General features: G+C 59.6%; 20 protein-coding genes. 17 read left to right on the top strand and 3 right to left on the bottom strand.

Going from position 1 to position 23,166, the window contains the following annotated elements:
* The first annotated feature begins 90 nt into the window (after window positions 1–90).
* The 12 genes from ACFO3S_RS16825 (at window position 91) to ACFO3S_RS16770 (ending at window position 14,065) form a co-directional block, all read left to right on the top strand.
* Window positions 91–834, top strand: coding sequence for a DUF3800 domain-containing protein (locus ACFO3S_RS16825; protein WP_378098580.1), 744 nt, complete (start codon window positions 91–93; stop codon window positions 832–834).
* 240 nt (window positions 835–1,074) lie between these two features.
* Window positions 1,075–2,580 carry a TIGR02677 family protein gene (locus tag ACFO3S_RS16820; protein WP_378098578.1) on the top strand — a complete coding sequence of 502 codons (1,506 nt, stop codon included), beginning with the start codon at window positions 1,075–1,077 and terminating at the stop codon, window positions 2,578–2,580.
* A complete protein-coding gene (locus ACFO3S_RS16815) occupies window positions 2,573–3,823 on the top strand; it encodes a TIGR02678 family protein (protein ID WP_378098577.1) in 1,251 nt (416 codons plus the stop codon). Before ACFO3S_RS16820 ends, ACFO3S_RS16815 begins: the two co-directional genes overlap by 8 nt.
* A gap of 17 nt (window positions 3,824–3,840) precedes the next feature.
* Complete coding sequence (locus ACFO3S_RS16810; RefSeq protein ID WP_378098576.1) at window positions 3,841–8,052, top strand: TIGR02680 family protein; 4,212 nt, start codon at window positions 3,841–3,843, stop codon at window positions 8,050–8,052.
* Window positions 8,027–9,565 (top strand): TIGR02679 domain-containing protein, encoded by a 1,539-nt coding sequence (locus ACFO3S_RS16805; RefSeq protein ID WP_378098575.1) that lies wholly within the window; start codon window positions 8,027–8,029, stop codon window positions 9,563–9,565. Before ACFO3S_RS16810 ends, ACFO3S_RS16805 begins: the two co-directional genes overlap by 26 nt.
* Window positions 9,566–9,717: 152 nt before the next feature.
* The gene (locus tag ACFO3S_RS16800; RefSeq protein WP_378098573.1) at window positions 9,718–9,864 is read left to right on the top strand and encodes a cytochrome c oxidase subunit 2A; all 147 of its coding nucleotides are present in this window, start codon (window positions 9,718–9,720) and stop codon (window positions 9,862–9,864) included.
* A 17-nt stretch (window positions 9,865–9,881) separates the two neighbouring features.
* Window positions 9,882–10,355, top strand: coding sequence for a cytochrome c oxidase subunit II (locus ACFO3S_RS16795; protein ID WP_378098571.1), 474 nt, complete (start codon window positions 9,882–9,884; stop codon window positions 10,353–10,355).
* 15 nt (window positions 10,356–10,370) lie between these two features.
* The gene (locus ACFO3S_RS16790; RefSeq protein ID WP_378098569.1) at window positions 10,371–12,014 is read left to right on the top strand and encodes a cbb3-type cytochrome c oxidase subunit I; all 1,644 of its coding nucleotides are present in this window, start codon (window positions 10,371–10,373) and stop codon (window positions 12,012–12,014) included.
* Window positions 12,015–12,023: 9 nt separating this feature from the next.
* On the top strand, window positions 12,024–12,665 hold the full coding sequence (locus ACFO3S_RS16785; RefSeq protein ID WP_378098567.1) for an SCO family protein: 642 nt from the start codon (window positions 12,024–12,026) through the stop codon (window positions 12,663–12,665).
* On the top strand, window positions 12,662–13,219 hold the full coding sequence (locus ACFO3S_RS16780) for a hypothetical protein (RefSeq protein WP_378098566.1): 558 nt from the start codon (window positions 12,662–12,664) through the stop codon (window positions 13,217–13,219). Before ACFO3S_RS16785 ends, ACFO3S_RS16780 begins: the two co-directional genes overlap by 4 nt.
* Before the next feature lie 169 nt (window positions 13,220–13,388).
* A complete protein-coding gene (locus ACFO3S_RS16775) occupies window positions 13,389–13,718 on the top strand; it encodes a helix-turn-helix domain-containing protein (RefSeq protein WP_378098564.1) in 330 nt (109 codons plus the stop codon).
* 26 nt (window positions 13,719–13,744) lie between these two features.
* The gene (locus tag ACFO3S_RS16770) at window positions 13,745–14,065 is read left to right on the top strand and encodes a hypothetical protein (protein WP_378098563.1); all 321 of its coding nucleotides are present in this window, start codon (window positions 13,745–13,747) and stop codon (window positions 14,063–14,065) included.
* 15 nt (window positions 14,066–14,080) lie between these two features.
* Here ACFO3S_RS16770 and ACFO3S_RS16765 read toward each other — a convergent pair whose 3' ends face one another.
* From ACFO3S_RS16765 to ACFO3S_RS16755, 3 genes are read right to left on the bottom strand one after another with little or no spacing between them, the layout of a single operon-like run.
* Entirely contained in the window at window positions 14,081–14,575 is a 495-nt protein-coding gene (locus tag ACFO3S_RS16765) for a nitroreductase family protein (RefSeq protein WP_378098561.1), read from the bottom strand.
* Window positions 14,576–14,611: 36 nt separating this feature from the next.
* Window positions 14,612–15,181 carry a nitroreductase family protein gene (locus ACFO3S_RS16760; RefSeq protein WP_378098559.1) on the bottom strand — a complete coding sequence of 190 codons (570 nt, stop codon included), beginning with the start codon at window positions 15,179–15,181 and terminating at the stop codon, window positions 14,612–14,614.
* Window positions 15,178–15,696: a MarR family transcriptional regulator gene (locus ACFO3S_RS16755; RefSeq protein ID WP_378098557.1), complete on the bottom strand. Its 519-nt coding sequence runs from the start codon at window positions 15,694–15,696 to the stop codon at window positions 15,178–15,180. Before ACFO3S_RS16755 ends, ACFO3S_RS16760 begins: the two co-directional genes overlap by 4 nt.
* A gap of 295 nt (window positions 15,697–15,991) precedes the next feature.
* Between ACFO3S_RS16755 and ACFO3S_RS16750 the strand changes: the two genes are divergently transcribed.
* The 5 genes from ACFO3S_RS16750 (at window position 15,992) to ACFO3S_RS16730 (ending at window position 23,159) form a co-directional block, all read left to right on the top strand.
* Complete coding sequence (locus ACFO3S_RS16750; protein WP_378098556.1) at window positions 15,992–16,828, top strand: carbohydrate ABC transporter permease; 837 nt, start codon at window positions 15,992–15,994, stop codon at window positions 16,826–16,828.
* 118 nt (window positions 16,829–16,946) lie between these two features.
* The gene (locus tag ACFO3S_RS16745; protein WP_378098554.1) at window positions 16,947–18,305 is read left to right on the top strand and encodes an ABC transporter substrate-binding protein; all 1,359 of its coding nucleotides are present in this window, start codon (window positions 16,947–16,949) and stop codon (window positions 18,303–18,305) included.
* Between the two features lie 60 nt (window positions 18,306–18,365).
* Window positions 18,366–19,274 (top strand): carbohydrate ABC transporter permease, encoded by a 909-nt coding sequence (locus tag ACFO3S_RS16740; RefSeq protein WP_378098553.1) that lies wholly within the window; start codon window positions 18,366–18,368, stop codon window positions 19,272–19,274.
* Between the two features lie 48 nt (window positions 19,275–19,322).
* Window positions 19,323–21,686, top strand: a complete 2,364-nt coding sequence (locus ACFO3S_RS16735) for a discoidin domain-containing protein (RefSeq protein WP_378098552.1) — start codon at window positions 19,323–19,325, stop codon at window positions 21,684–21,686.
* 42 nt (window positions 21,687–21,728) lie between these two features.
* Window positions 21,729–23,159: a DUF4185 domain-containing protein gene (locus ACFO3S_RS16730; RefSeq protein WP_378098550.1), complete on the top strand. Its 1,431-nt coding sequence runs from the start codon at window positions 21,729–21,731 to the stop codon at window positions 23,157–23,159.
* The last annotated feature ends 7 nt before the right edge of the window (window positions 23,160–23,166 follow it).

The raw sequence follows: 23,166 nt of genomic DNA, 5'->3' as shown, positions 1-23,166 counted from the left end.
AGTTTCGACTTATATTAGACGTAACTTGGCTTGAAGTTTTTTCAAATACGTTGCCAAGCTTAAATAACTTTCAAAAATCGGGGGATTAAAATGCTTGCCTTTATCGATGAGAGTGGTTTTCCTCATCCGAGCGACGACACCCAAAACCCGGTCCTTGCAGCAGTGTGCATACCTAAAGAAGCGGTTCGTTCTATCGTCCAACGTATGTACAAAATCAAGACGGACATTTTTGGCAGATTTGACGTTGAATTAAAAGCTGTAAATGTCCTGAAGCCCAAGTCCCTGACCAGAAATACCAACAATAAATTGTTCGCAGAACGAGTTGTGAACGAGGTTCTGAATAGCTCGCTGGATGTTAAAGTATTTGCAATCGTTATGGATCGACCTGAACGGCCACTGGATGTAGATAAAAGTACTTTTCCGAATCATTATCGGTTTCTGTTACAGAGAATCAATGGTTATGCGGCATTAAAAACAAGCAAGTGTCTTGTATGTTTCGATTCCCAGGACGAAGGTAACGATATGATCATTTCTCACAAAATGAGAAACTACTTGTTTCGTTCAATAGAAGGCAACCAATGTACCTCCATTGTAGAGTCGGCGTTTTTTGTAAGCTCCAAGGTCGAAGAAGGGATTCAACTAGCGGATTTGTGTGCGGGTTTAATTAGAAAGTATCATGAACAGAGGATTGCTGGCTCGCAATCGGATGATTTTTCGAATTGGATTAACGAACTATATGAGAAAATTCATAAACAGACTTGCTCGGTGCCTTCGCCCGATGCAAACAAGCAGTTAAACGGAATATATCGAATTCCTTCCAGACTTTTGCTATAAGAGGCTTATGCGCCGCAATTCATGTCAAGGATAGGGGTTGACTTTTCCATGGATCGGAGTTATCTTTTTCGTAAGACTGGTGTTGTGGTTCTGACTAGGAGCCGCCTCGCGCTGGTCTTATTTTAGTCTGAATTCAGGCCATCCGGAAGCCGGATGGCCTGTTCGACTTGGCAACAAATTCGTGTTTATTCGATATGGTAAAATAATGACTATCCAACTGTCAGTGGAGGGAATGTAGTAGTGAACGAGAGGATAGCGGCTTCGGCGCTCAGGCAGGTGCCCGAGCTGAATTACTTAAATGCGATCAACGTGGCCCGTTATCGCGCGATTATGCGATATGTTTATTTGCAGTATCAGCGACTCAAGTACTGGCTTAAGCCGGAGGAAATCTTCGAGGGCGTACAAGCCTGGGACGTCATAGACGACTATACGCTGGAGCAATGCATCTCGGATCTGGAGCAATTGAAAAGCTGGGGCAATCTGGCCTCCCGTCACGACGGCGGGAGGGCTTTGTCGTTGGAAGAATACATGCGCAAGAAGAGCCAATATTTGCTGACTCCGTATGCGATCGAGATCGAGCGGATGCTTGAAGCGTTGGAGAAGGTGAAAGGGTACGGAGGCTCGCTGGAGACGACCTACTTCGATACGATAGCGGAGTGTATTCAGCAAATTCGCGTAAATGCGGACGGAATGCGGGAAGGCGAGGCGCTGCACCATTGGGAGAAGCTCTACGTGGCGTTCAAGACGATGCACGAGAATGCCGCCGATTTCATCGCCAGCATGAACTCGATTCAGGCGGAGGAGATGATGGCGACGGACGGTTTTCTGGCTATGAAGGAAAATCTCGTCAACTATTTGCAGCATTTCGTGAAGAGTCTGCAGCGCAATGCGTACAGGATCGAGGGTCAGCTGCAGCAGATCTCTCCGACCCTTGCCGAGCTTTATTTGTCGCATGTGACAGCGGACGAGCTGCGCAAGCCGCGGCTGGAGGAAGGGAAATCGGCCGAAGAGCTGATGAGCGAATACCGGCAAGGCTGGGGCAATCTGATGCGTTGGTTCGCGGGAGACGCCGCCAACGTCAGCGAGCTTACGCTTCTGGAGAAAGCGACCAAGGACACGATCGCCAAAGTCGTTCGCAGCGCGGTGCGCCTCCAGGAGCGCAGGCGCGGCGGGGCAAGCAGGCGGCTGGATCTGGAGCTGGTCGCGGAGAGGTTCGCGGCGATGGATACGCTTGAGGAAGCGAATCGCTTCGCCGCCTATGTATTTGGGTTGTTTCCGGCCCGCCATCTGCAGGGCGAAGATCGCCGCGAGACGGAACGCGCGGACGCTTCCACTTGGGAGGAGCCGCCGAATATTCGGCTGATCCGCACCCGCAGCCGCAGGCGCGTGCTGAAGGGGGCCTCCGAGCCGATGCGCAGCCACGGCGCGAAGCGGGAGGCGCATCGGGAGCAGGTTCGGGGGCTGCTTGCCGAGGAGCAGGCTTTTACGGAACGGATGCTCGGCTACGGCTCGATCCGGATCGACGAGCTGCCCGAGGTGGAAGGGAAAGAGCGGATGCGGCTGCTGCAGTGGATCGGCCGTTGCTCGGCGGGCCAGTCGCGGTCTTTCGTTACGGCGGACGGGTGCAGGGTGTCGGTGAGCAAGCCGGAACCGGACGATACGGCGGTGCTCCGCTGCGAGGACGGCAATCTGACGATGCCGAACTACCGAATTGAAGTGTCGAGAGGGGAGTTCGCGCATGGCTAAAGGCGGGACGACGTCTTATGCGATCCGCAGAATGCGAACGAGCAAGCGGGCGGACGCGGAGCAATGGAATGAGCGTCGCCGGGCTTGCGCGCACGCTTTGCTGAACCGGACGTGGATTACGAAAGATTCCGATCCGGAGATCTTTTACTGGATTAAAGATCAATATACCGAATTAAGGGACTGGTTTTCGGAGTATACCGGATTCGTGCTCATCCTGACCCGCACGATGGCCAAGCTGGACAAAGCTCCTCTTGTCGCTCAGCCGTGGATGGGAATCCCCGAATTTCGGGAAGTGCGGGATTATACCTTTTTCACTTATGCGCTTTGGTTTCTCGAGGGAAAGACGGAGCTGGACCAGTTCGTGCTGACCGATATCGTGGAACAGGTAGGCGAGCAGACGGCTGCTGCGGGGTCGCCCGTCGATTGGGAAAATTATCAGCACCGGCTCTCGATGGTGCGGGCGCTGAAGAAGCTCCGGCAGCTTGGCGTGCTTGTCGGCATTGACGGAGACGAGTCCGAATGGGCGGGCAACAGCGGGCAGAGGAACGTGCTGTACGAATGCTCCCCGAGCACGCGGTACGTGCTTCGGCATTTTCCGCGTCCGCTGGGGCAGTATCGGTCGCCGGACGACTATAACGAGCTGATCGTTTACCCGGAGACGGCGGACGGAGAGCTGCGCAAGCGCCGTCACCGGGTATTCCGCCGGCTGCTTCTGGAACCGGCCATATCGGACGCGGACTGGCATCCGGACGATCTGTACTATGTGATCACGCAGCGGCGCACGATCATCGACAATATGCAATTCATGTTCGGCATGGAGGGCACCCGTTACCGGGAAGGACTTTATTTTTTCTATCCGGAGCTAAGCGGCGAATGCGATCTGTTCCCTACGGCGGCGGCCGTCTCGGACTTGGCGCTGCTGTTTGCCGGGGAGCTTCGTCGCAGATTAGGCGAGCGGGATTGGTTCGTCACCGAGCAGGGAACGATCGAGCTGACTCGTACGGACGTAGAGAGTATCGTGTATGCGCTCAAAAGACAGTTCGAGGACTATTGGAGCAAAGAGCATCGCACGATGGGGCTCGCCGAATTAGCGGAAACGCTGACGGCGCATATGTCCGAATGGGGTCTCGGTTCGTGGCGGCAGCAAGAGAGCGGTCAGGGAGAGCGTTTTGTCGTGTCGGCGGTTCTTTCTCGCTGGAATGCGGATTATTCGTTTGACGACGATGAGACGGACAAGGGATGAGAGGGAGAGACTTGGAGATGCAGGAGCTGGAGACGAGCCCGCAGCGGCAGGGCCGATGGCAAATGTCGCGCGCGGGCATTCTGAATTTTTGGTTTTATGAAGACGAGGAATTCGCGCTGGAGGATGGCCGCCTCGTATTGCGGGGAGCCAACGGATCGGGCAAGTCGGTGACGATGCAGAGCTTCCTCCCTCTTGTGCTGGACGGAGACAAGCGGCCTCACAGACTTGACCCGTTCGGGTCGAAGGACCGCCGTATTGAGTATTATCTGTTAGGGGAGAAGGACGAGCATACCGACAGAACCGGCTACCTCTGGGTGGAGTTCCGTCATACGATGAAGGGGATCTACAAGACGGTCGGCATCGGCCTTAGAGCCCGCAAGGGAGCTTCCCAGGTCGGCTTCTGGGGGTTTGTGCTGGAGGACGGCAGGCGCATCAACCACGATTTTTGGCTGTACGATCGCGTGCTGGAGCTGGAAGGAGCGGGCAAATATCCGTTGGACCGCAGGACTCTCGAGACAAACATAGGCTCGGGCGGCCAAGTCGTGCAGGAGCAGGGGGCTTATCGCGATCTGGTTAACCGGACTTTGTTTCACTTCCATGATCGGGAGGCTTATGCGGATTTGCTGCAGCTGCTCGTTCAGCTTCGCAGCCCGAAGCTGTCCAAGGATGTGAAGCCGACGGCGATCTACGAGGTGCTCGTTCAGGCGCTTCCGCCTCTGCATGAGGAAGAGCTGCGTCCGCTGTCCGAGGTGATGGAGGACATGGACCAGTTGGCGGACCGATTGGACGAGCTGAAGCTGCATCAAGCGGAGCTGACGAAGCTGAACCGCAGCTACGAGCAGTACAATCGTTATCACGTATATCGGAGCGGCGAGCAGCTGCTGCAGGCCAAAGCCGACAGCGATGAGACGCATCGGCAGTCCGGCGCCTTGTTGAAGCAGCTGCAGGCGGAGTTGAAGGAAGAAGCGAGAGTGCAAGAGGAACTGCAAGCTGCCCGAGAGCAAATGGTGGCGATCGATTCGGAGCTGGAGCTGCTGTCTCGCAGCGAAGCGATGGAAAAGCAGCGGGAGCTGGAGCAGGCCGAGCAGGCGCTGAAGGAAACGCAGCATTACGCGGAGCAGACGCGGAAGCGGCTGGCCTCGGCGCTGGCCAGCCGGGACGCGGCCCAGCATGCCCGAGAGAAAGCGCAAGCCGAGATGGCGGAACAATTGACGAATCAGACGAATGCGTTGGAGCATCTGGAAGGACTGGCCGGCGACATGGAATTCGGCCATCATGGCGTGTACCATCGCTACTGGATGCCGGGGCCTCCGGAAGAGACCGTGTTCTCGGGAGTCTGGCTCAAGGACTTGGAAGAGCACCGGACGGCAGTAGCGGAGGCGCTTAAGCTCGCCGAGCAGGAGCAGGAGGCGGAGCGCAGGGTAGCCGAATACGACAGGGAGCTTGGCCGGATGCGGGCGCAGCGGGACGAAGCCGAGCGGGCGATGAGAGCGGCGGAAGCCTCCGCCGAGGATGCGCTGCACCGCTGGAAGGAAGGCGTGCTGGAATGGAAGGAGGAGCTGCGGGAGCTGAAGCTTGGAGAGCGGGCGGTTCAGCTTCTGTTCGAGGCCAGCGCGGATTTGACCTACGAGCGTCAGAATTTGGAAGCGGTGCTGCGACCGGCCAAGGAGGAGGCTGACGGCCAGAAGCAGTCGCTGGTGGTGCGCAAGCTGGAGCTGGGGCAGCAGGCTAAGCTGATCGGGGACGAGATGCGCAAGCTGGAGGAGGAGAAGAGGGAATGGCAGAGCGCCCGCGAGCCGGAGCCGCCTCGCAGCGAGGCGCGCGTCGCGACGCGGAGAAGTTACGGCGCGGGACAAGGAGCGCCGCTGTTCGAGCTGTGCGAGTTCCGCAGCTCGCTTACGCCGCAGGAGCAGGCTTCGATCGAGCAGACGCTGCTGGAGAGCGGCCTGCTCGATGCCTGGGTGAGACCGGACGGGGCGATCGGCCGGGCGACGGATCAGGACGAGGAAGCGTGGATTGCGCCGGCTCCCCTGGAATGGGGTTATACGCTCGCGGATGTGCTGAAGCCGATGCCGTCGCCGGAATCCGGAGTATCGGAGCGGGTCGTGGAAGAAGCGCTGCGTTCCTTCGCATGGGGGGAACGGTTCGACGGGTCCGTGACGCTGTCCGCAGGCTCAGCGCAAGGAGTGACCGTCGGCAGCAACTATTATCAGTTCGGCGCGGTGACCGGGAAAGTCGGAGCGGCGGAACGCCGGGCGCAATATATCGGCAAGGAAGCGCGCAGGCAGTTCAAGCTGGCCGAAATCGCGAGATTAACCCGCGAGATCGAGGAAGGCGGGCGGCAGCTCGGCGAGCTGGCGGCCGGGATCGCGGAGTTGGAAGCCTCCATCACTGCCATCGGCGAGGAACTGGAGCGGTTTCCGCTGCACGGGGAGCTTCATGCGGCCGTGAAAGAAGCCTGGAAAGGCCAGTACGATGCGATGGCCCGCTTCCAATTGTATATGGAGCAGGAGGCGCGCAAGGCGGACGAACTGCGGGCGCAGCAGGAGCAATGGGCGCAGCTTAAGCGGAATTTGATCGCGGCTACCGCGCAGTGGGGGCGGCTGAAAAATGCGAGAGCGCTCAGGGAAGCGCTGCATGCCGTCTCGAGCTATCGGGAGACCGTCTCCGAGCTGCTCGCCGATTGGCGCATTTATGCGCAGGCGGCGAAGCAGGAGGAGAAGCATGCGTCCGATGCCGCCGCCTATGCCGAGCAAGCGGAATACGAGGAAGCGCAGCGCGACGAGCAGCAGGACAAGCTGTACACCTGCCGAGTAAAGGTCGAGCAGCTGCGCAAGCTGATGGAGGAGCTCGGCATCAGCGATCTGCATGCGCGCATCAGCGGACTGCGCGCTCGCCGCGAGGAGACCGCGAAGGCGCAGCAGCGCCTCGCCGATCTGCGGGCGGAGCTGGCCGGCCGTCTCGGCGGCCTGCGAGAGCGGCAGAGGCAGCTGGCGGAGCAGGAGAGCGAACGGCTGGAGCGGCTGGAGCGATCTGAGCGGGCGTTCCGCGAGGAGCTCGGCCTGCAGCTCATTCCCGAGCTGCAGCCTGACGGGGCGGACGGCGAGCCTCCCGCGGTCCATGCCGCACAGGCGCTGGAAGGCGGCCGGGACGAACTGATGCGGGCTTGCAGGCAGATCGTGTCCCTGCTCGAGACGGTCATGTCCCGCACGAGCAAGGAGCGGTTGGGAAGCATCTTGCAGGATCAATACAATGCGACCAAGCATCTTCTGAGCGAATACGCGATTGAAGCGGAGATCAACGAGCAGGGTCGCATCGCGCTGTCGTCGATGCGGGACCGGACGAGGCCGATGAGGCCGGGGGCATTGCTTGCGGAGATGAATCTGATTCTGGCGGAGCAGCAGGAACTGCTAAGCGAGAAGGATCGCGAGCTCTTCGAGGAAATCATTTTGCGAAGCGTCGGCAAAGCTATCCGCCAGCGCATTCAGCGCGCGGAGCTGTGGATGAAGACGATGAACAGGCTGATGGCCGAGCGCAATACGTCGAGCGGGCTGAAGCTGCAGCTGCAATGGCTGCCCAAGGCCGCGCAGACGGAGCAGGAGCTGAACAGCGACGAGCTGGTGACGCTGCTGCGGCGCGACGCCCATCTGCTGCACGACGAGGAGGTCGAGCGGCTGATCGCGCACTTCCGTTCCCGGATTCAGTGGGCCAAGCAGGGAGCGGCGGAGGAGAGGGAGTCGCTCCGCAAGCATCTGTACGAGATGCTGGATTACCGGACGTGGTTCCAGTTTTCCCTGCGCTACAAGAAAGGGGAGGAAGCGCAGTACCGGGAATTGACCGATGCCCGCTTCAACGTGCTGAGCGGCGGGGAGAAAGCGATGTCGATGTACATTCCGCTGTTCGCCGCAACGTATTCCCGCTATGCGGATGCCGCGCCCGAGGCTCCGAAAATCATTTCGCTGGATGAGGCCTTCGCCGGGGTGGACGATGAAAATATTCGCGACTTGTTCGGCCTGCTCACGCAGATGGATTTCGACTACATGATGACTTCCCAGGTGCTGTGGGGCTGTTACGATACGGTGCCGCGCTTGTCGATCTGCGAAATTTATCGTCCGAAGGATGCGGGCTTCGTTACGCTGTTCCGCTACCGTTGGAACGGAAAAACGAGAGAGTATATTCCCGACGGAGGAGAGAAGGAGCAAGATGACCGAAGCCCAGTCGAAGCTTGAGGAGGCTGTCCGGGCTTATTTCGGACAGTCTGGGTTTCGCCGCTTCCTTGCCGCGCTCCGCGCGAAGTTCCAGGCGTCGGATTCCCGTCCGCGCGGTTATGTGGAGCTGAATCGCCCGACGGAGGAAGAGTTCGAGGCGCTGGACGGCTTCTACGGGACTTACACGCCGGATCGAAGCCAGTCTGTCTATCGCTACTCTATACGCCGATTCGAGCGATTAATGCTCGCCAGCCGATTTCAACTGTCGATTCCGGAGCTGCTGCGGATTTTGTACGGGCCGGAGGTGCGGACGCGCGGCCAGCAGAGAGCGGCGACCGCGGAGTCGTGGGAGGCGATGATTCGCGAAGCGATGGAGCCGCTGCGCGCATCCGCCGTTCAAGCTCCGTGCGGGGAAACGGGAGAAGCGGGCGAGACGGAACGCGAGCTCCTGTCTTGCAGAGGGCGGATTGCGGAATGGATTGAAGGCATGCGAGAAGAGACGTCTCCCGGAGTACGGATATTGCGTAAACTGTTCGCGTCCGCGCCGGAGGAGGCGAGACACGGGTTAACGAATGCGATTCGAGCGCTTCTCTCATTAGCCGAGGTGCATGCTCGATCCGGTCTCCGTTCGGAACGGGAGCCGATCCGACTGCCCGTTCTCTCCGCGCAGGTGACAGGCGACGCCCATGCGCTGGATTGGAGACACCCGCTGGGGCGATTATTCTGGTGGGGATTGGTCGCTTGCTTTCATTCGCGCGAGGCGGAACCATTCGTATTCTCCGCAGCTTGCTCGGACATGGAGGCTGACGAGGATCCCCCTGGGAGGGAGCGCAGCGAACCCAGCCTCTCGCAAGCTCAGCTAATTCGCGAGGGTTATCGCCGGGGAGGCGTGGCGGACGACGATCTGTCTTCGCAAGTGATGTTTTTCGCGCCGGGATGGGATTTGCGCTGGGAAGAACGGGTGCTGACGCTGCGGCAGGTGGAAAAAATGGCAGGGGCGGCCCCAGGGACGCTGCGCTGCTCTGCCCTATTCGCAGTGGAGAATCCGTCGGTGTTCGCCGTTTTGACGGATGCGGCCGTGAAGCGGTACGAGCAAATCCGGACAAAAATGCAAGCTTCGGTCGGGGCGGCTGAGCTGCCTCTTCTCGTCTGCGTAAACGGGCAGCCGAGCGTAGCCGTAGTGAAGCTGCTTGAACTCGTTCTTGGGGACCCTGCGCAAGAAGAAGACGGTCCGCAGTTTTTGTATTCGGGGGATCTGGACGTGAAAGGACTCGAGATTGCCCTCGGCTTGCAGCAAAGGTTTACGCTGCGCTATCGACCTTGGAGGATGAATTCGGGACACTACAATCGCCATTCCCATCGCGGGATTCCGCTTACGGAGGCGGAGAGGCTGCGCCTTGAAGCTGCCGATATTCCATGGGAGCCGAAGCTGGGAAGCATTATCGCGGCTGCGGGATTTAAGCTGCATCAGGAGCTGTGGGTGAATGAATTAGAGCGCGACTGGCTCGATGCATTCGAACAGGCTCTGCATTGAACAGGAGGAGCGCCCCGATTTGACGTTTTTATGACGTCTTGTCGGGGGGCTTTGTTTTTTCTCCTGTTAATGTGATTCCTATCACGAACTTGAATCGCCGAGCCGTTACGATAACAGCAGGAAGCATTATTCATCGAAAGGAGCGGTCGGCGATGGAGTCCGTTAAACCGAATCGCGAAGAGGGTCGTCACGACGAGGTCGGCTCGCAAAAAGGAACCTTATTTTCCGTGTTTATGGTCGGAACTTTTATTGCTCTTTTGTTCGTCGCGGTGTTCGGTCTGTTCATGTCCAGAGTGTAGACGGAGGAGGGACGAAGATGAAGCTGAACATGCATCGCTACGAAGAAATCTGGTTGATTTGCGGAGTCTCCCTGCTGGTCGCGTTCATGCTCGTAACCGGATACCAGACGTTCGCCTTGGACATGGGGCCGCCGAGCCATATGGAGACGATCGATCCGCAGAAGGTCGACCAGACGGCCCCGTTCGACAAGCCGGGAGTGCACAAGATCGGCGATGGAGAGTACGAAGTGGTCATGACGCTGGAGTCGTTCGCTTTCTCGCCGTACGAGATCGAGATTCCGGCAGGCTCGACCGTGCATTTTATTTTGACCTCCAAGGACGTGACGCACGGCTTCGAAGTGGCGGGCACCAACGTCAACGCGATGGTCATGCCGGGCTACATCCAGAAGATCACGCAGAAGTTCGGCGAGGCGGGCGAGTATTTGGTCGTCTGCAACGAATACTGCGGAGCCGGGCACCAATACATGAGCACGATCATCAAAGTCGTCTAAGAGGAGGCGAGTCGAATGAATAAGCTGCTGGGAGCCCATCCGCGGGACGCGGTCCTGTCGAAAACGTATTTGTTCGCGGCCTTCGCTGCGCTGCTGCTGGGAGGCATCATGGGGTTGCTGCAGGCGGCGGAGCGGGCGGGATTGTTCGAAATGCCGAGCTGGTTCACCTATTATCAAGCGTTGACGACGCATGGGATTGTGCTGGTCGTCGTGTTGACGGCGTTTTTCACGATCGGCTACTTTTACGCGGCTCTGTCGCATACGCTGGGCGGCCTGCTGCCGAAGGTCAGGAAGATGGCGTGGACCGGCTTTGGGCTGAAAATCGTCGGCTTCGTGTTTGTCGTCATTCCCCTTCTGATGAACAAAGCCACGGTGATGTATACGTTCTATCCGCCGATGAAAGCCTCGCCCTACTTTTATATCGGCCTGGTGTTCATCGTGCTGGGCGTGTGGATGTGCGCGTTCGGGGCTTTCGTTCAGGTTGCGACCTGGAGAAAAAACAACCGGGGCAAGCACCTGCCGATTCTGTCCTTTTTCGCCACCGGCGTGTTCGTGCTGCTGTTCTTCGGCAGCCTCGGCGTGACGGTCGAGGTGCTGACGATCATCCCGTGGGCGTTCGGATGGACGAAGACGATCAACGTTATGGTCAGCAGGACGCTGTTCTGGTCGTTCGGCCATACGCTGGTCAACATCTGGTACTTGACGGCGGTATCGGCCTGGTACGTGATCGTGCCCAAGGTCATCGGAGGCAGAAGGTTTAGCGACGTCCTGACGAGGTTCGTCGTCATCGCCCTCGTCGTCACCAACATTCCCGGAGGCTTCCACCATCAGATTGTCGATCCGGGGATGTCGCAGTCGCTCAAATTCATGCACGTCTTCATGAGCCTCGTCATCGCCGTTCCTTCCCTGATGACGGCGTACGCGATGTTTTCCGTCTTCGAGCGCCGGGGCAGGGAGCTGGGAGGCAGAGGGCTGCTCGGATGGTTCAAGAAATTGCCGTGGGGCGACGTCCGGTTTCTGGCCCCGTTCATCGCCATGGTTGCGTTCATTCCCGGCGGAGCGGGAGGCATCGTGCAGACGACGAACCAGTTGAACCAGGTCGTCCACAATACGCTGTGGGTCGTCGGACACTTCCATCTGACGGTCGGCACATCGGTGATCCTGACCTTCTTCGGCATCAGCTATTGGCTGATTCCGTACGTCTCCAAGCGGGTGCTGACCCCGCGCATCAACAAGCTGGGAGTCGTGCAGACGATCTTCTGGGCGATCGGCATGCTGCTCATGACGGCGTCGATGCATATCGCCGGTCTGCTGGGCGCTCCGCGCAGAACCTCCTACACGACCTACGGGGATCATGCGGTCGCGGCCAGCTGGGATCCGTATACGATCGTCGTTGTGATCGGCGCGGCTTTCCTGCTGGTCGGAGGGGCGCTTCAGCTGTATGCCGCCTATTTTCTCATGTTCCGCGCGCCCAAAGGGCAGACGGAGTTTCCGCTGGCCGAGCCCGAAGAGAAGGGCTCGCCGACGCCGTACTGGACCGAGCGCTGGGGGAACACGATTATCGCGATGCTGCTGCTCGTCGCCATGGCTTACGTGGCTCCGCTGGTCAATTTTATTTTCAACTCGCCGCCGGGGTCGCCTCCTTTCGTCACTTGGTAGGCGGTCGGCATGAGCAGCCGCCGTTCGAATTTCCTCGCGACGCTCGCCGTCATTCTGTTCGGAGTTGCGCTGTTTTATTGGGGGACCGACGGATTTACCGCCTATACCGCGGAGTCGGCCAGAGTGAACCGGCTGATCGGCGCTCGTCCGGCGTTTCCGGCCGCGACGCTCGAAGACAGCAAGGGACGCAGCTACTCCATCTCCGAGTTCGAAGGCAAGTACGTGTTTCTGACGTTTTTCTATTCGACGTGCTCTACAGTATGCGTCCGGCTTGAGGGAAACATGGGGCAGGTGTACGAGTCGATACCGGCCGGACAGCTCGGCCGCCGGATCGCCTTCCTGAGCGTCAGCTTCGACCCGGCCAGAGACGATCCGGCCAGATTGGAAGAGTACCGAACGTTCTTCGGCAGCGACGGAGAGACGTGGCGGATGGCCAGGATCCCCGATCGGGCCGAGCTAGACAGGCTGCTGGACGAGTTCGGCGTCATCGTTATCCCGGACGAGAGCGGAGGCTTCGCCCATAATTCCGCTTTCTATCTCGTCGATCCGGAAGGAAGGCTGATCGACGTGATGGATTATACCCGGCCGGAGGAAGCGGCGGATAAGGTCGCCCGGATTCTTGCCGAGGAAAGAAGGGGGAACGGCCGATGAAGCAGTCGATATACGGGCTTGCGCTGTTCGTCCTGCTGGCCCTTCCCCCGGTGGCCGGCTTGATGGAATCGCTTATGATCGCGCATATGCACATGCAGATGCCTTTATTGGTCGCGTCCGGCTTCCTGATGGCGAAGGAGGGGCAGCTCCGTTTTCCCCGGTTTTGGGAGCGATGGAACGCCAGCGGCGTTCCCGGCATCCTGCTGTTCGCAATCATCGCGGCGTACTGGATGCTGCCTCGGGCGATGGACGAAGCGTTGGCCTCGCCGGGAATGGAGGCGTTCAAGTTCGCCAGCCTGCCGCTTCTGTGCGGCGTGCCGCTGCGGGACAGCTGGCCCAAAATCGGCCGTGCGGCCAAATGCGCGGTCATGATCGGGTTTGCGCTGCTGTTTGCCGGAATGGGGCTGCTGTACGTCATGGCGCCGGTGCAGCTCTGCAACAATTACTTGCTGCTCGAACAGATCGCGCTCGGCTGGGGGTTTCTGACGACGGCGATCTGCATGGCCGTTTTCTTGATCTATCGCGCTTTTGCTCGTCGTTCGGGGTACGAATGACGACCCGCTTGAATACAATTGCCGGAATACCGCGACCGCCGACGGCCGCGGTATTTTTGTCGGGTTTTTATACAAAATTATCCTTTTAGGTGAACCTAGAGGTTGAATTTGAGTTTATAGATATGTAATCGGTCGAGGGGGATTGTTATAGTCGGATTGGGTGATGACATTGAGCTTTGATTACTCGGTAATCGGCCATCGGATCAGGAAGGCCAGAGAAGAGAAAGGAATTACACAGGAGACGCTGGCGGAGGCTCTGGACGTATCCAACGCTTACATCAGCAAGATTGAGAGAGGCCGGACCCCGATCAATCTGAACAACCTGGATAAAATATGTGCGGTTCTGGAGACTTCCGCAGACTACATCCTGCGGGGGGCGAATACTTCCGGGGAAGATTATATGCGCAACGAGATCATGGCTATGCTGGAGGGATGTTCGCCCGAGAAAATCAAACTGATCGCGCAGATCATCAAGCCGATCGTCGATTACGAGGGATAACGTCATCGCGTAGGGAGGCGCCAGCCTTGGATCTGGATTTGCAAGTGTCGCTCGGGTATGTCCGGAGCAAGCTGCAAGAGAGAGGAAGGGCGCATCTGAGCGTTCGCGCCCAAGGCCGCAGCCTGGTCATCTATTCCCGGGAACGCGGCGAAGAGGCGATCCGAGCCGTGTTGACCCGGCTGGAGGGCCGCCCGGATTACGCGCTCAGCATCGCCAACCATCGCGGCAAGTGGCAGTTGGTGTCGGTCGTCGGCCCGCTTCGGGAGATGATGGACATGCTGACCGGCGAATTGGCTTTCGCGCTGGCCTACTGGCCCGACAACGGGCCTCATCGAGACGTCCGATAACCCTCGCCGTTCCCCTTAGAACTCGCCGACGCGAAGCCGAGGATACGGAGGCTCCTCCTCCGTCTTCGCGGCTTCTCCCTGGACATCCGCGTAGCCGATATCCAGCACGGCGGCGATTCGCTCGTTGGCCCGGATCCCCAGGCTCTGACAGAGGCCGGGGTCGTACATCCAATCCTCGATATGGACATGAACGGCCAATCCCTGCTCCCCGGCAAGCAGCTTCAGGTTCTGCACCAAGCAGTAGACTGCGGCCAAATCCTCTTCCTGCTTATGAGGATCGCCTGCGGCTTTGGCGATGACGACCAGGTGCGCAGGGCCTTCCCGATGCCGGGGAAGCGCGCTCTTGCGCCGTTCTCCGTCCACGAACAGAAAGCGCCAGGGCTCTCTTAAGCCGTCGTTCGGCGCCCATACGGCCGTCTCCAGCAGCTCGAGCACGGCGGCCGCTTCGACGGCGGCCGGTTGCAAGCGGGGCGCGCGGCAGATCTTCTCCAGACGGGCAATGACCGACATGACGTTCGACTCCTCTCGTTTGCCTCTTCGGCGGTTTTAAATGTTCGGCCACTGGGCCCATCTTCTGGCCGCAGGCGTGCGGTTGCGGGGGCGCGGCGTCTTGGCGATGAAGCCGAAGTGCATCAGGCCGACCAGGCGCTCGCCGCTGCCTATGCCGAGCAGCTCGAAGGCGGCCGACGAATACATCACCTCTTCCGATCTCCAGAACATGCCGAGCCCCTGCTCCCACGCCAGCAGCTGCAGCGTCTGCATGAAGAAGCACGCGTGAGCGTACTGCCAATCTTTCGTTCTCGCGGACCCGTCGTCCTTCACGGCGACGATCAGGTGTCCCGGCAGCTCGGCGAACCGCCTGGACATCGTATCCAGCAGCTGGCCGGGCATCAGCTTCCCCATCCGGGTTGCGGCGAGTGCTTCCGTCAGAGCGCGCGACAAGCGGTCTCGGGATTCCTTCCGGTTGGCCACGACGACGCGAGTCGCCTGCAGAGCGTTCCTGTCGCACAGATTTGCCGCCTGCTCCAGCAGTCCGTAGATCAGCGAATCCGGCACGTCGCGCTCTTCGAACTTCCGAATGCTTCTCCGGCCTTTCACAATCGCCGCCACGCTCATCCCCGTTCCTCCTCGTTCTCCGCATTTGCGATTCGTTCCGACAGGGTGCCGCTCAGCTCCTTCAGGAATCGCCCGATGACCAGCAGTTCGTCCGAATCGTATCCTTCGAGAAAGCGATAAAACCGCTCCTCCTCCTCCCGGTGAATCCGGGCATGCAGTTCGAAAACCATGCGCCCCTTCTCCGTAAGCAGGAAGTAGCTTTCCTTTTTGTTCTCGTTCATGCGCGTTCGCCTCACTAGTCCTTTTTGAAGGAGTTTTTTGCCGATTTTCGTAATCCCGGCTTTGGACAGCCCCATCCGCTCGGCGATCGAGGTGCTGTTGATCGGTTGGTGCCGGCCGATGCAGTCGATGACGTGGACGGTGGACATATGGAGGGGGAGGAACTCCTCCAGCGCTTCATTCTGCGCTTCGCGCAGGAACAGAACGCCTTCTGTTTCGGACAGCCGCTCCAGCAAGTGAACCAGCTGCAGGAAATGGTGATGGAGATGCTGCTGCGGCGTCGGTTTGTCGGTCATTTTCGTTCCCCTTTCCGGACAAACGGTCGATGAGCTTCACGGAATCGAAGACGGTTCGCTCATTATATTGTTTACTAGCTAACAATATAATTGAGAATCATTATCGATGTCAATCGTTTCTTTTCACAGGCTGTCCTGACGGGTGCCGGATCGTTGGGAATGGCTTCGGCCTGCTTCCGACAATGTCTCGATTTTATAAAAACGAGACGTCTATTCAAAAAGACGAAACCGGAGAAGGAGCCTTAAAATAAAAGCATGCTGTAAGCGGATTCAATTGAGATGGGAGATCGGAAACATGACATTGAAATCGGAAAGCCTGCTCTATAAGGTCTTCGTCTACGCGCTGCTGCTGGCCGGAAGCGCCGCCTTCATCCTGCCGCTCGTATGGCTGCTGTCCACGTCTCTGAAAGGGGATACGGGGTTGTTCGAGATTCCGCCGAAGTGGATTCCCGAACCGGTTCACTGGAGCAATTTCAGAAAGGCGGTCGAATCGTTCCCGTTCCTTCGCTATACGTGGAATACGGTATTCATTACCGCGATGTCGATGATCGGCTCGATTCTGTCCTCTTCGCTCGTCGCCTATGCTTTCGCGAGGCTCCGGTGGCCCGGGCGCGACGCCTGGTTCGTCATTCTGCTGGCGACGATGATGCTTCCGGCCCAAGTCACGATGATTCCGCTGTTCATTCTGTTTAAGGAGCTCGGCTGGGTCAACACGTATTTGCCGCTGATCGTGCCGTTTTTCTTCGGGAGCGCCTTTTACATCTTCCTGATGAGGCAGTTTTTCATGACGATTCCCAAGGAGCTCAGCGAGGCGGCGAAGATCGACGGCTGCTCCGAGGCCTATATCTGGTGGAGAATCTTTATGCCGCTGTCGAAGCCGGCCTTGGCCACGCTCGGTATTTTCACCTTTACGCTCGTCTGGAACGATTTTCAGGGGCCGCTCATTTACCTGAACGATCCGGACAAGTTCACGCTGATGCTCGGTCTTCGCAGCTTCCAGCAGCAGTACGGCACGAGATGGAACGTCATGATGGCGGCGTCCCTGCTTGTCATGCTGCCGACGCTCGTTCTATTCTTCTCCTTCCAGCGCTATTTCATCGAAGGCGTGACGCTCACCGGGGTTAAGGGGTAGAGAAGAGACCAGGATCGACGACTCTGCGAGAGGGGGGATGCCCGCCTTAGAGGGGAAAGGCTTAATCGGCTTGGCATCATGCAAAGAACGAACCATTCCTATGGGAGGTCACGACACAATGAAGAAGAAGAGCTTTATCCTTATGCTTGCGGCCGTTCTGTCCATGTCCGCGCTGGCTGCTTGCGGCAAGAACGACAACAACGAAGCTCAGCCCTCGTCCCCGGGCTCGTCCGCGGGCTCGTCGCCGTCCGCTTCGGAAAGCGAAGCGCCGAATCAGGAGCCCGTTACCATTTCTTACTGGCATATTTATACCGATGGTCCGATGAAGGAGCTGACGGACCAACTGATCGCCGACTTCCAGTCGAAGAACCCTCATATTACGGTCGAACAGCTCGGCGTCAATTTCTTCGATTACTGGACGAAGCTGTCCACGGCAATGGCAGCCGGCAGCGGTCCCGATCTGGCGCTTAACGACACGAGTACGGTTCAGACCCGCGCCCAGACGGGAGCAATCTTGAGCACGGACGAATACATCGCTCGAGACGGCATTCAACTGGACGACTATTTCCCGATTCTCGTCGACCGGATGAAATACGACGGAAAAATGTACGGCATGCCGAACGACACGGACGTGAGAGTGCTGTACTACAACAAAAAGATGTTTGCGGACGCGGGTCTGGATCCGAACAAGCCGCCGGCGAACTGGGACGAGCTGGAAGAGTACGCCGACAAGCTGACCCAGTGGAACAGCAACAACATGCTGGACGTGATCGGCTTCTCCCCGGCGCTAGGCAACCTGCATTTCTGGACGCTGGCCTGGACAAACGGCGGCGATTTCTGGGACGACGAGGGCAAGCCGACCTTCAACACCCCGGAAAACCTGGAAGCCCTGCAATGGGAGAAGAAAATCCAGGACAAGTACGGAGTGAAGGCGATGTCCGCATTCAACTCCCAGGCGAGCGCGCTAGGCTTCAGCCCGTTCATCGCAGGCAAGGCTGCGATGATCGTCGACGTGAACAATCTGTACCAGGAGATTCAGACTCGCGCTCCGGAGCTGGAATTCGGCGTCGCTCCGATTCCTTACAAGAAAAACCCGGCAAGCTGGTCTGCAGGCTTCAGCCTGGAGCTCGTCAACAACAAGGACGACAAGCGTGCGGCTGCCGCATGGGAGCTTATGAAATACTTGACGAGCGCGGAGGTTCAGGTGCAGATTCTCGAGGCGTCGGGCTCGCTCGTGTCCAATATGAAGGCGGCTACCGATCCGAAGTTCATGGAGGATCCGAACTGGAAAATGATCGTCGAGCAGATGGAGCATTCGAGATTTATCGAATACATCGAGGCGATGCCTTCCTGGCACGGCAGTCTTGACCCGGTCGAACAGGCGGTGCTGAACTCCGGCAAGGATCCCAAGGAATTTCTGGACGGAGCCCAGAGAGACGCAGAGAACGCCGTCGCGAACTTCGAGAAGACGAAATAACCGAGCTTCGGTTTCGCCGTCCGCCCGGGCGGCGAAACGCCAAGAAAGGGGTACGATTCCGTGCAAGCACGCCGCCCGATGAAACTAAGCGCCAAGGAAGCGCTGAACGGCTATCTGTTTTTCTCGCCGGGCCTGATCGGATTTCTCGTGTTCATGGGTTTTCCGATCGTGTATTCCTTGTACTTGAGCTTCACCTCCTACAACATTTACAGTCCTCCGAAGTGGATCGGGCTGCTGAACTACAAAATCATGTTTACCCAGGACCCGCTGTTCTTTAAGAGTCTGGTCAATACGCTCTACTACGTTGCCTTGAGCGTGCCGCTCAATACGGTGCTGGGCGTGCTGGTGGCCGTCTTAATGAACCAGAAAGCGTTCGGCATCCGCGTCTTCCGCACGATCTATTTTCTGCCGAGCGTCGTGTCCGGCGTCGCCGTGGCGCTGCTCTGGCAGTGGATTCTCGACGGCAACTTCGGTCTGTTGAATACGTTTCTGGCGAACTTCGGCATCGTCGGTCCCGGCTGGCTGACGGATGAGCTCTGGTCGAAGCCTTCTATGGTTTTGATGAACCTGTGGGCCGTGGGCGGCACCATGATCATCTACCTGGCTGGACTGCAAGGCGTGCCGAGAAGTCTGTACGAGGCCGCTATCGTCGACGGCGCCGGACGCATCCGGCAATTCTGGAACATTACGATCCCGATGCTGACGCCGACGATATTCTTTAATGTCATCATGGGCGTGCTCGGAGGCTTTCAGGTGTTTATCCAAGCTTACATCATGACAGGCGGCGGCCCGAACAACTCGACGATGTTCTACGCGCTGTATCTGTACAACAAAGCGTTCAAGGATTTGCAGATGGGCTATGCGTCTGCGCTGGCCTGGGTTCTGCTGCTGATCGCGATGGCGCTGACGCTGGTCATTCTGAAGACAAGCTCGAGATGGGTTTATTACGAAGGCTCCGATTCGAAGTAGAGCCGGATGACGGCAAGGATCGGATCGAACGGAAATGGGGGTGCCCCGATGAGAAGACGAGCGAAAGTCGGCCTCGCCGCATGCGCCATCGTCGTCGCGATGGCATCCGCCGCCGCGATCTGGGCGTCGCGTTCGCCGGGCGGCAAGCCGGCTGCGGAGACGGCGGCGGAGCGGGGAGCCTTCATCCCGGTCGCTTCTGCGACGGGGGGCGAAGCGGAAGGGTGCGCCGCCGGGCGCGCAGCAAACCAGTCCGGCATGTCCGGAGCGGAGGCTCGATCGCAGGTCCACGGCAACCGCAGCGGCACGATGTGGTGCGCGGAGACGGAACCGGGGGAATCGGCCGTCCTGACCTTCGACTTGGGTCGCGTGGAGCCGCTTGGGGAAATGTGGGTCTGGAACTACAACGACAACGAAAACAATTCGCCGGACGCGCCGTTGACCGGGCGCGGGCTGAGGGAGATCAGACTCTACCTGTCGGCGGATGGAGATACATGGGACGAATGGAAGGGCCCGGGCTACCCGTTCCGGCTGGCCAAGGCGGACGGCTCCGAGCGGCTGCCCGCAACGAACCTGGCCGACGGGAGCGGTCCTGTTCGGTTCGGCGGCGCTCCGGCCCGCTATGTCCGGCTGGAGGCGGCGAAGCCCGGAGAAGGCAATTGGTCCGACCGGGAAGAGAGCGTCTTCGGTCTGGCCGAGGTCCGCTTCTACCGCTATGCCGCTGAAGTAACGTACGGAGGGAGGATCGACCCGTCCGGCGCCGCCGATTCGTTCGGCGGCGCGGAGCCGACCCGTCCGGAGAACGTCGTTAACCGGTACGGCATCGTTACCGGATATGGGAAGGACGGCCGGCACGGCAACGACGGCCGCACGATGTGGCTGGCGCCGGGAAGAGGCGGGGAGACGCCGGCGCTTACGGTCGATCTGGGCGGAACCTACCCTCTAGGAGAGATGTGGGTGTGGAATTACAATGCCGCGGGGGAGTCCGAAGAGGACCTCTCCGCAGGCGGGCTGCGCAGCGTCGCCATCTACTATTCGATCGACGGAAGCACATGGACGGAGCTTAGAGGAAGCGGCTACCCGTACCGGTTCGCCCGGGCCGACGGCTCCGAGCGGCTCGCCGCGACGAATCTCGACGGCGACGGAGTACCGGTGAGCTTCGGGAACGCGCCGGCCCGGTACGTCAAGCTGGTTGCGCAGGGCGGAACGGGAGAAGGCAATTGGGGCGCCGAAGAGGATGGGGCGCCGCTGTACGGGCTTAGCGAGCTGCGCTTCTTCAGCGGAGAAGGGATAGTCGCGGAGCCGGAGCCGGAATGGACGGGACTGTTCAGCCGATACGAAGGCTGGACGGGGGCGGACGGCATCTTCTCCGTTCCGGTCGACGGCTCGGAGCGACCCGGCTCCTCCGGCGAAGGCGCGCAGACCGTGTTCCTGTTCAGCGATACGTATGCGGGACAAGCGAATCCCGTGTCGCGGGCAAGGGAATCGGGAGCGATCGTCAACAATTCCGTCGCGGCGCTGAACGGAGCCGAACCCGATCCGGAAGCGATCCGATTCGAGTGGGCGCCGAAGTCGGCGGATCTGTCCCTGTTCTCGCCGCACACTCCTCTGGCGGCAACGATGCCGGGCAGCTGGTACTGGCTGCAGGACGGCATCGTCCGCGACGGACGGCTCTATCTGTTCCCGCTGCTGATGACGAAGGATCCGGAGCAGCCGCCAGGCTTCCAGTTCGCCACTCGAGGCGTCGCGCGCATCGCCGTTCCGATGACGCAGAGCGGCCCCGACTACGCGGGACAGACACAGCAGGATACCGGTCTGTTCCGGAAGCTGCCGGACGGAGGGGAGATTGCGTTCGGCGCAGGCATCATGGACAACACGGCGGAGGCGGGCGCGCCCGAGCCGGACGGCTACATCTACGTTTACGGCTATAAGACCGACGCGCAGGGCGTCAAGCGGCTGACCGCCGCCCGCACGCTTCCCGATGCGGTCGGAGACGACGGGAAGTGGCGTTTCTGGGACGGACAGGGATGGTCGGAACGCATCGAGGACGCCGCGGAACTGCTGGACGGCGTTTCCCCGGAGCTCAGCGTGACCCCGATGACCTGGGGCAGATGGCAGGGAAAATATTTGCTCGTCTGCGAGAAGGATTCGATCAGCGGCCTCGTCGCGTATTCGGTCGGGGAAACCCCGGTCGGGCCTTACGAGCCGCTGACGCCGATCTACTATACGTCGGAGCTGAAGGACGGCCAGGACATCATCACCTATAATGCGAAGGCCCACCCTCATCTGTCCAAAGACGGAGAACTGTTGGTCACGTACAACGTCAATTCGACGAGCTTGGCGGCGAACGCGAACAATGCCGATATTTATCGCCCTCGATGGATTCGCCTACGGGAGCTTGCCCCGCCGTCATAGCAGCGAGCGGGACGGAACATCAATCAGGAGGTGCCAGGGACCATGAACGACGAACACGACAAGCGCCTCCCCGGGCGCAAGGGAGATCCCATTCCGGTTAGCCGAAGCTGGGAGACGGCAGACGGCCCGGAAGAGCGATGGACGATATACGACTTCGGCGCCACGTATCCGCTGGGAGAAATCCGAGGACCTTCCGCCGGCGGACCGCCGCGCCGCGCCGAATACTCCTTGGACGGGAGAGAGTGGACGCCGGTCCTTCCGCCGGAGCCGGGGGAGCAGCCGCTCCGGCCCGAGAGCACGCCGCATGCGAGATACGTCCGCACGGACGGCAAGGCGGAGGCTTTCCTCGCGGGCGCGGGCTTTGCGGTCGAGCCGGACGAGGAATGGACGCGGCTGTTTCACAGAAAACAAGGCTGGACCGGCTCGGACGGCATCTATTCAATTCCGTTGAACGGCGTGGAAGCGCCGGGCCGCGCGGCCGAAACCCGGACGCTGTTTCTGTTCGGGGATACGTTCATCGGCACGATCGACGAACATACGGACGAGCGCCGGAATACGGTCATGATCAACAATACGTTGGCCGTGCTGGACGGCGGCCGTCCGGACCCCGAGGCGATCACCTTCCTGTGGAACCGGGAGGGGGAGGCTCCCGCCAGTGCCATCGTGCCGGGAACGCCGAAAGGTCTGGCTCATGAGGGCACGTATTATTGGTTGCAGGACGGAACGTCGGTCGGCGGCAGGTTCCACTGCTTTCCGCTCATTATCGGGCCGAATCCGGACGGTCCGGAGGGCTTTCAGTTCGAGGTTCACGGCGTCGTCCGGGTATCGGCTCCGATGGGGGCGGACGGCCCGGAGCTGGATCGGCAGGAGCAGGCCGATACGGACCTGTATTTCCGCTCGGCGGCCGGCCATACGACCTATTTCGGGGCCGCCGTCCTGCCCTGCACGGCGGAGGCGGGCGTTCGCGAACCGGATGGCTTCGTCTACGTGTACGGGCTGCAGAACGACGGCGATACGAAGCTTGTCGTCGCCCGAGCGCTCGCGGAGGAGCTGGAGCGGACGGAGCAGTGGACGTTCTGGGACGGGAACGGCTGGACGCCCCGCAAGGAGCTATGCGCTCCGATCGCGTCCGGCGTCTCGTCCGAGTTGAGCGTCTCCCCCGTAGTCGGCGGGCCTCTGGACGGCAAGTATGTCCTGGTTATTCAGCAGGGGGGCGTCTCCGGGAACAGAGTGGCGTTAAGCGTGGGGGACGGCCCAGCCGGGCCCTTCGGGCCATACGTGCCTCTGCACGCGTGTGCGGAGCCGGAGCAAGGACGAGGCATCTATTCCTACAATGCCAAAGCCCATCCGCATCTGTCACCCCCCGGCGAGCTGCTGGCGAGCTACAATGTAAACACGACGAGCATGGACGTCCATATGGCGTTCGGCAGCATCTACCGGCCGAGATTCCTCCGGATTCGGCAGGTCGTCTAAACGAACG

The sequence above is a fragment of the Cohnella hongkongensis genome (genome assembly GCF_042654645.1).
Classification (GTDB): Bacteria; Bacillota; Bacilli; order Paenibacillales; family Paenibacillaceae; genus Cohnella; species Cohnella hongkongensis.
The sequence above is the reverse complement of the archived record's forward strand: the minus strand, read 5'-3'. Positions and strand labels throughout refer to the sequence as shown.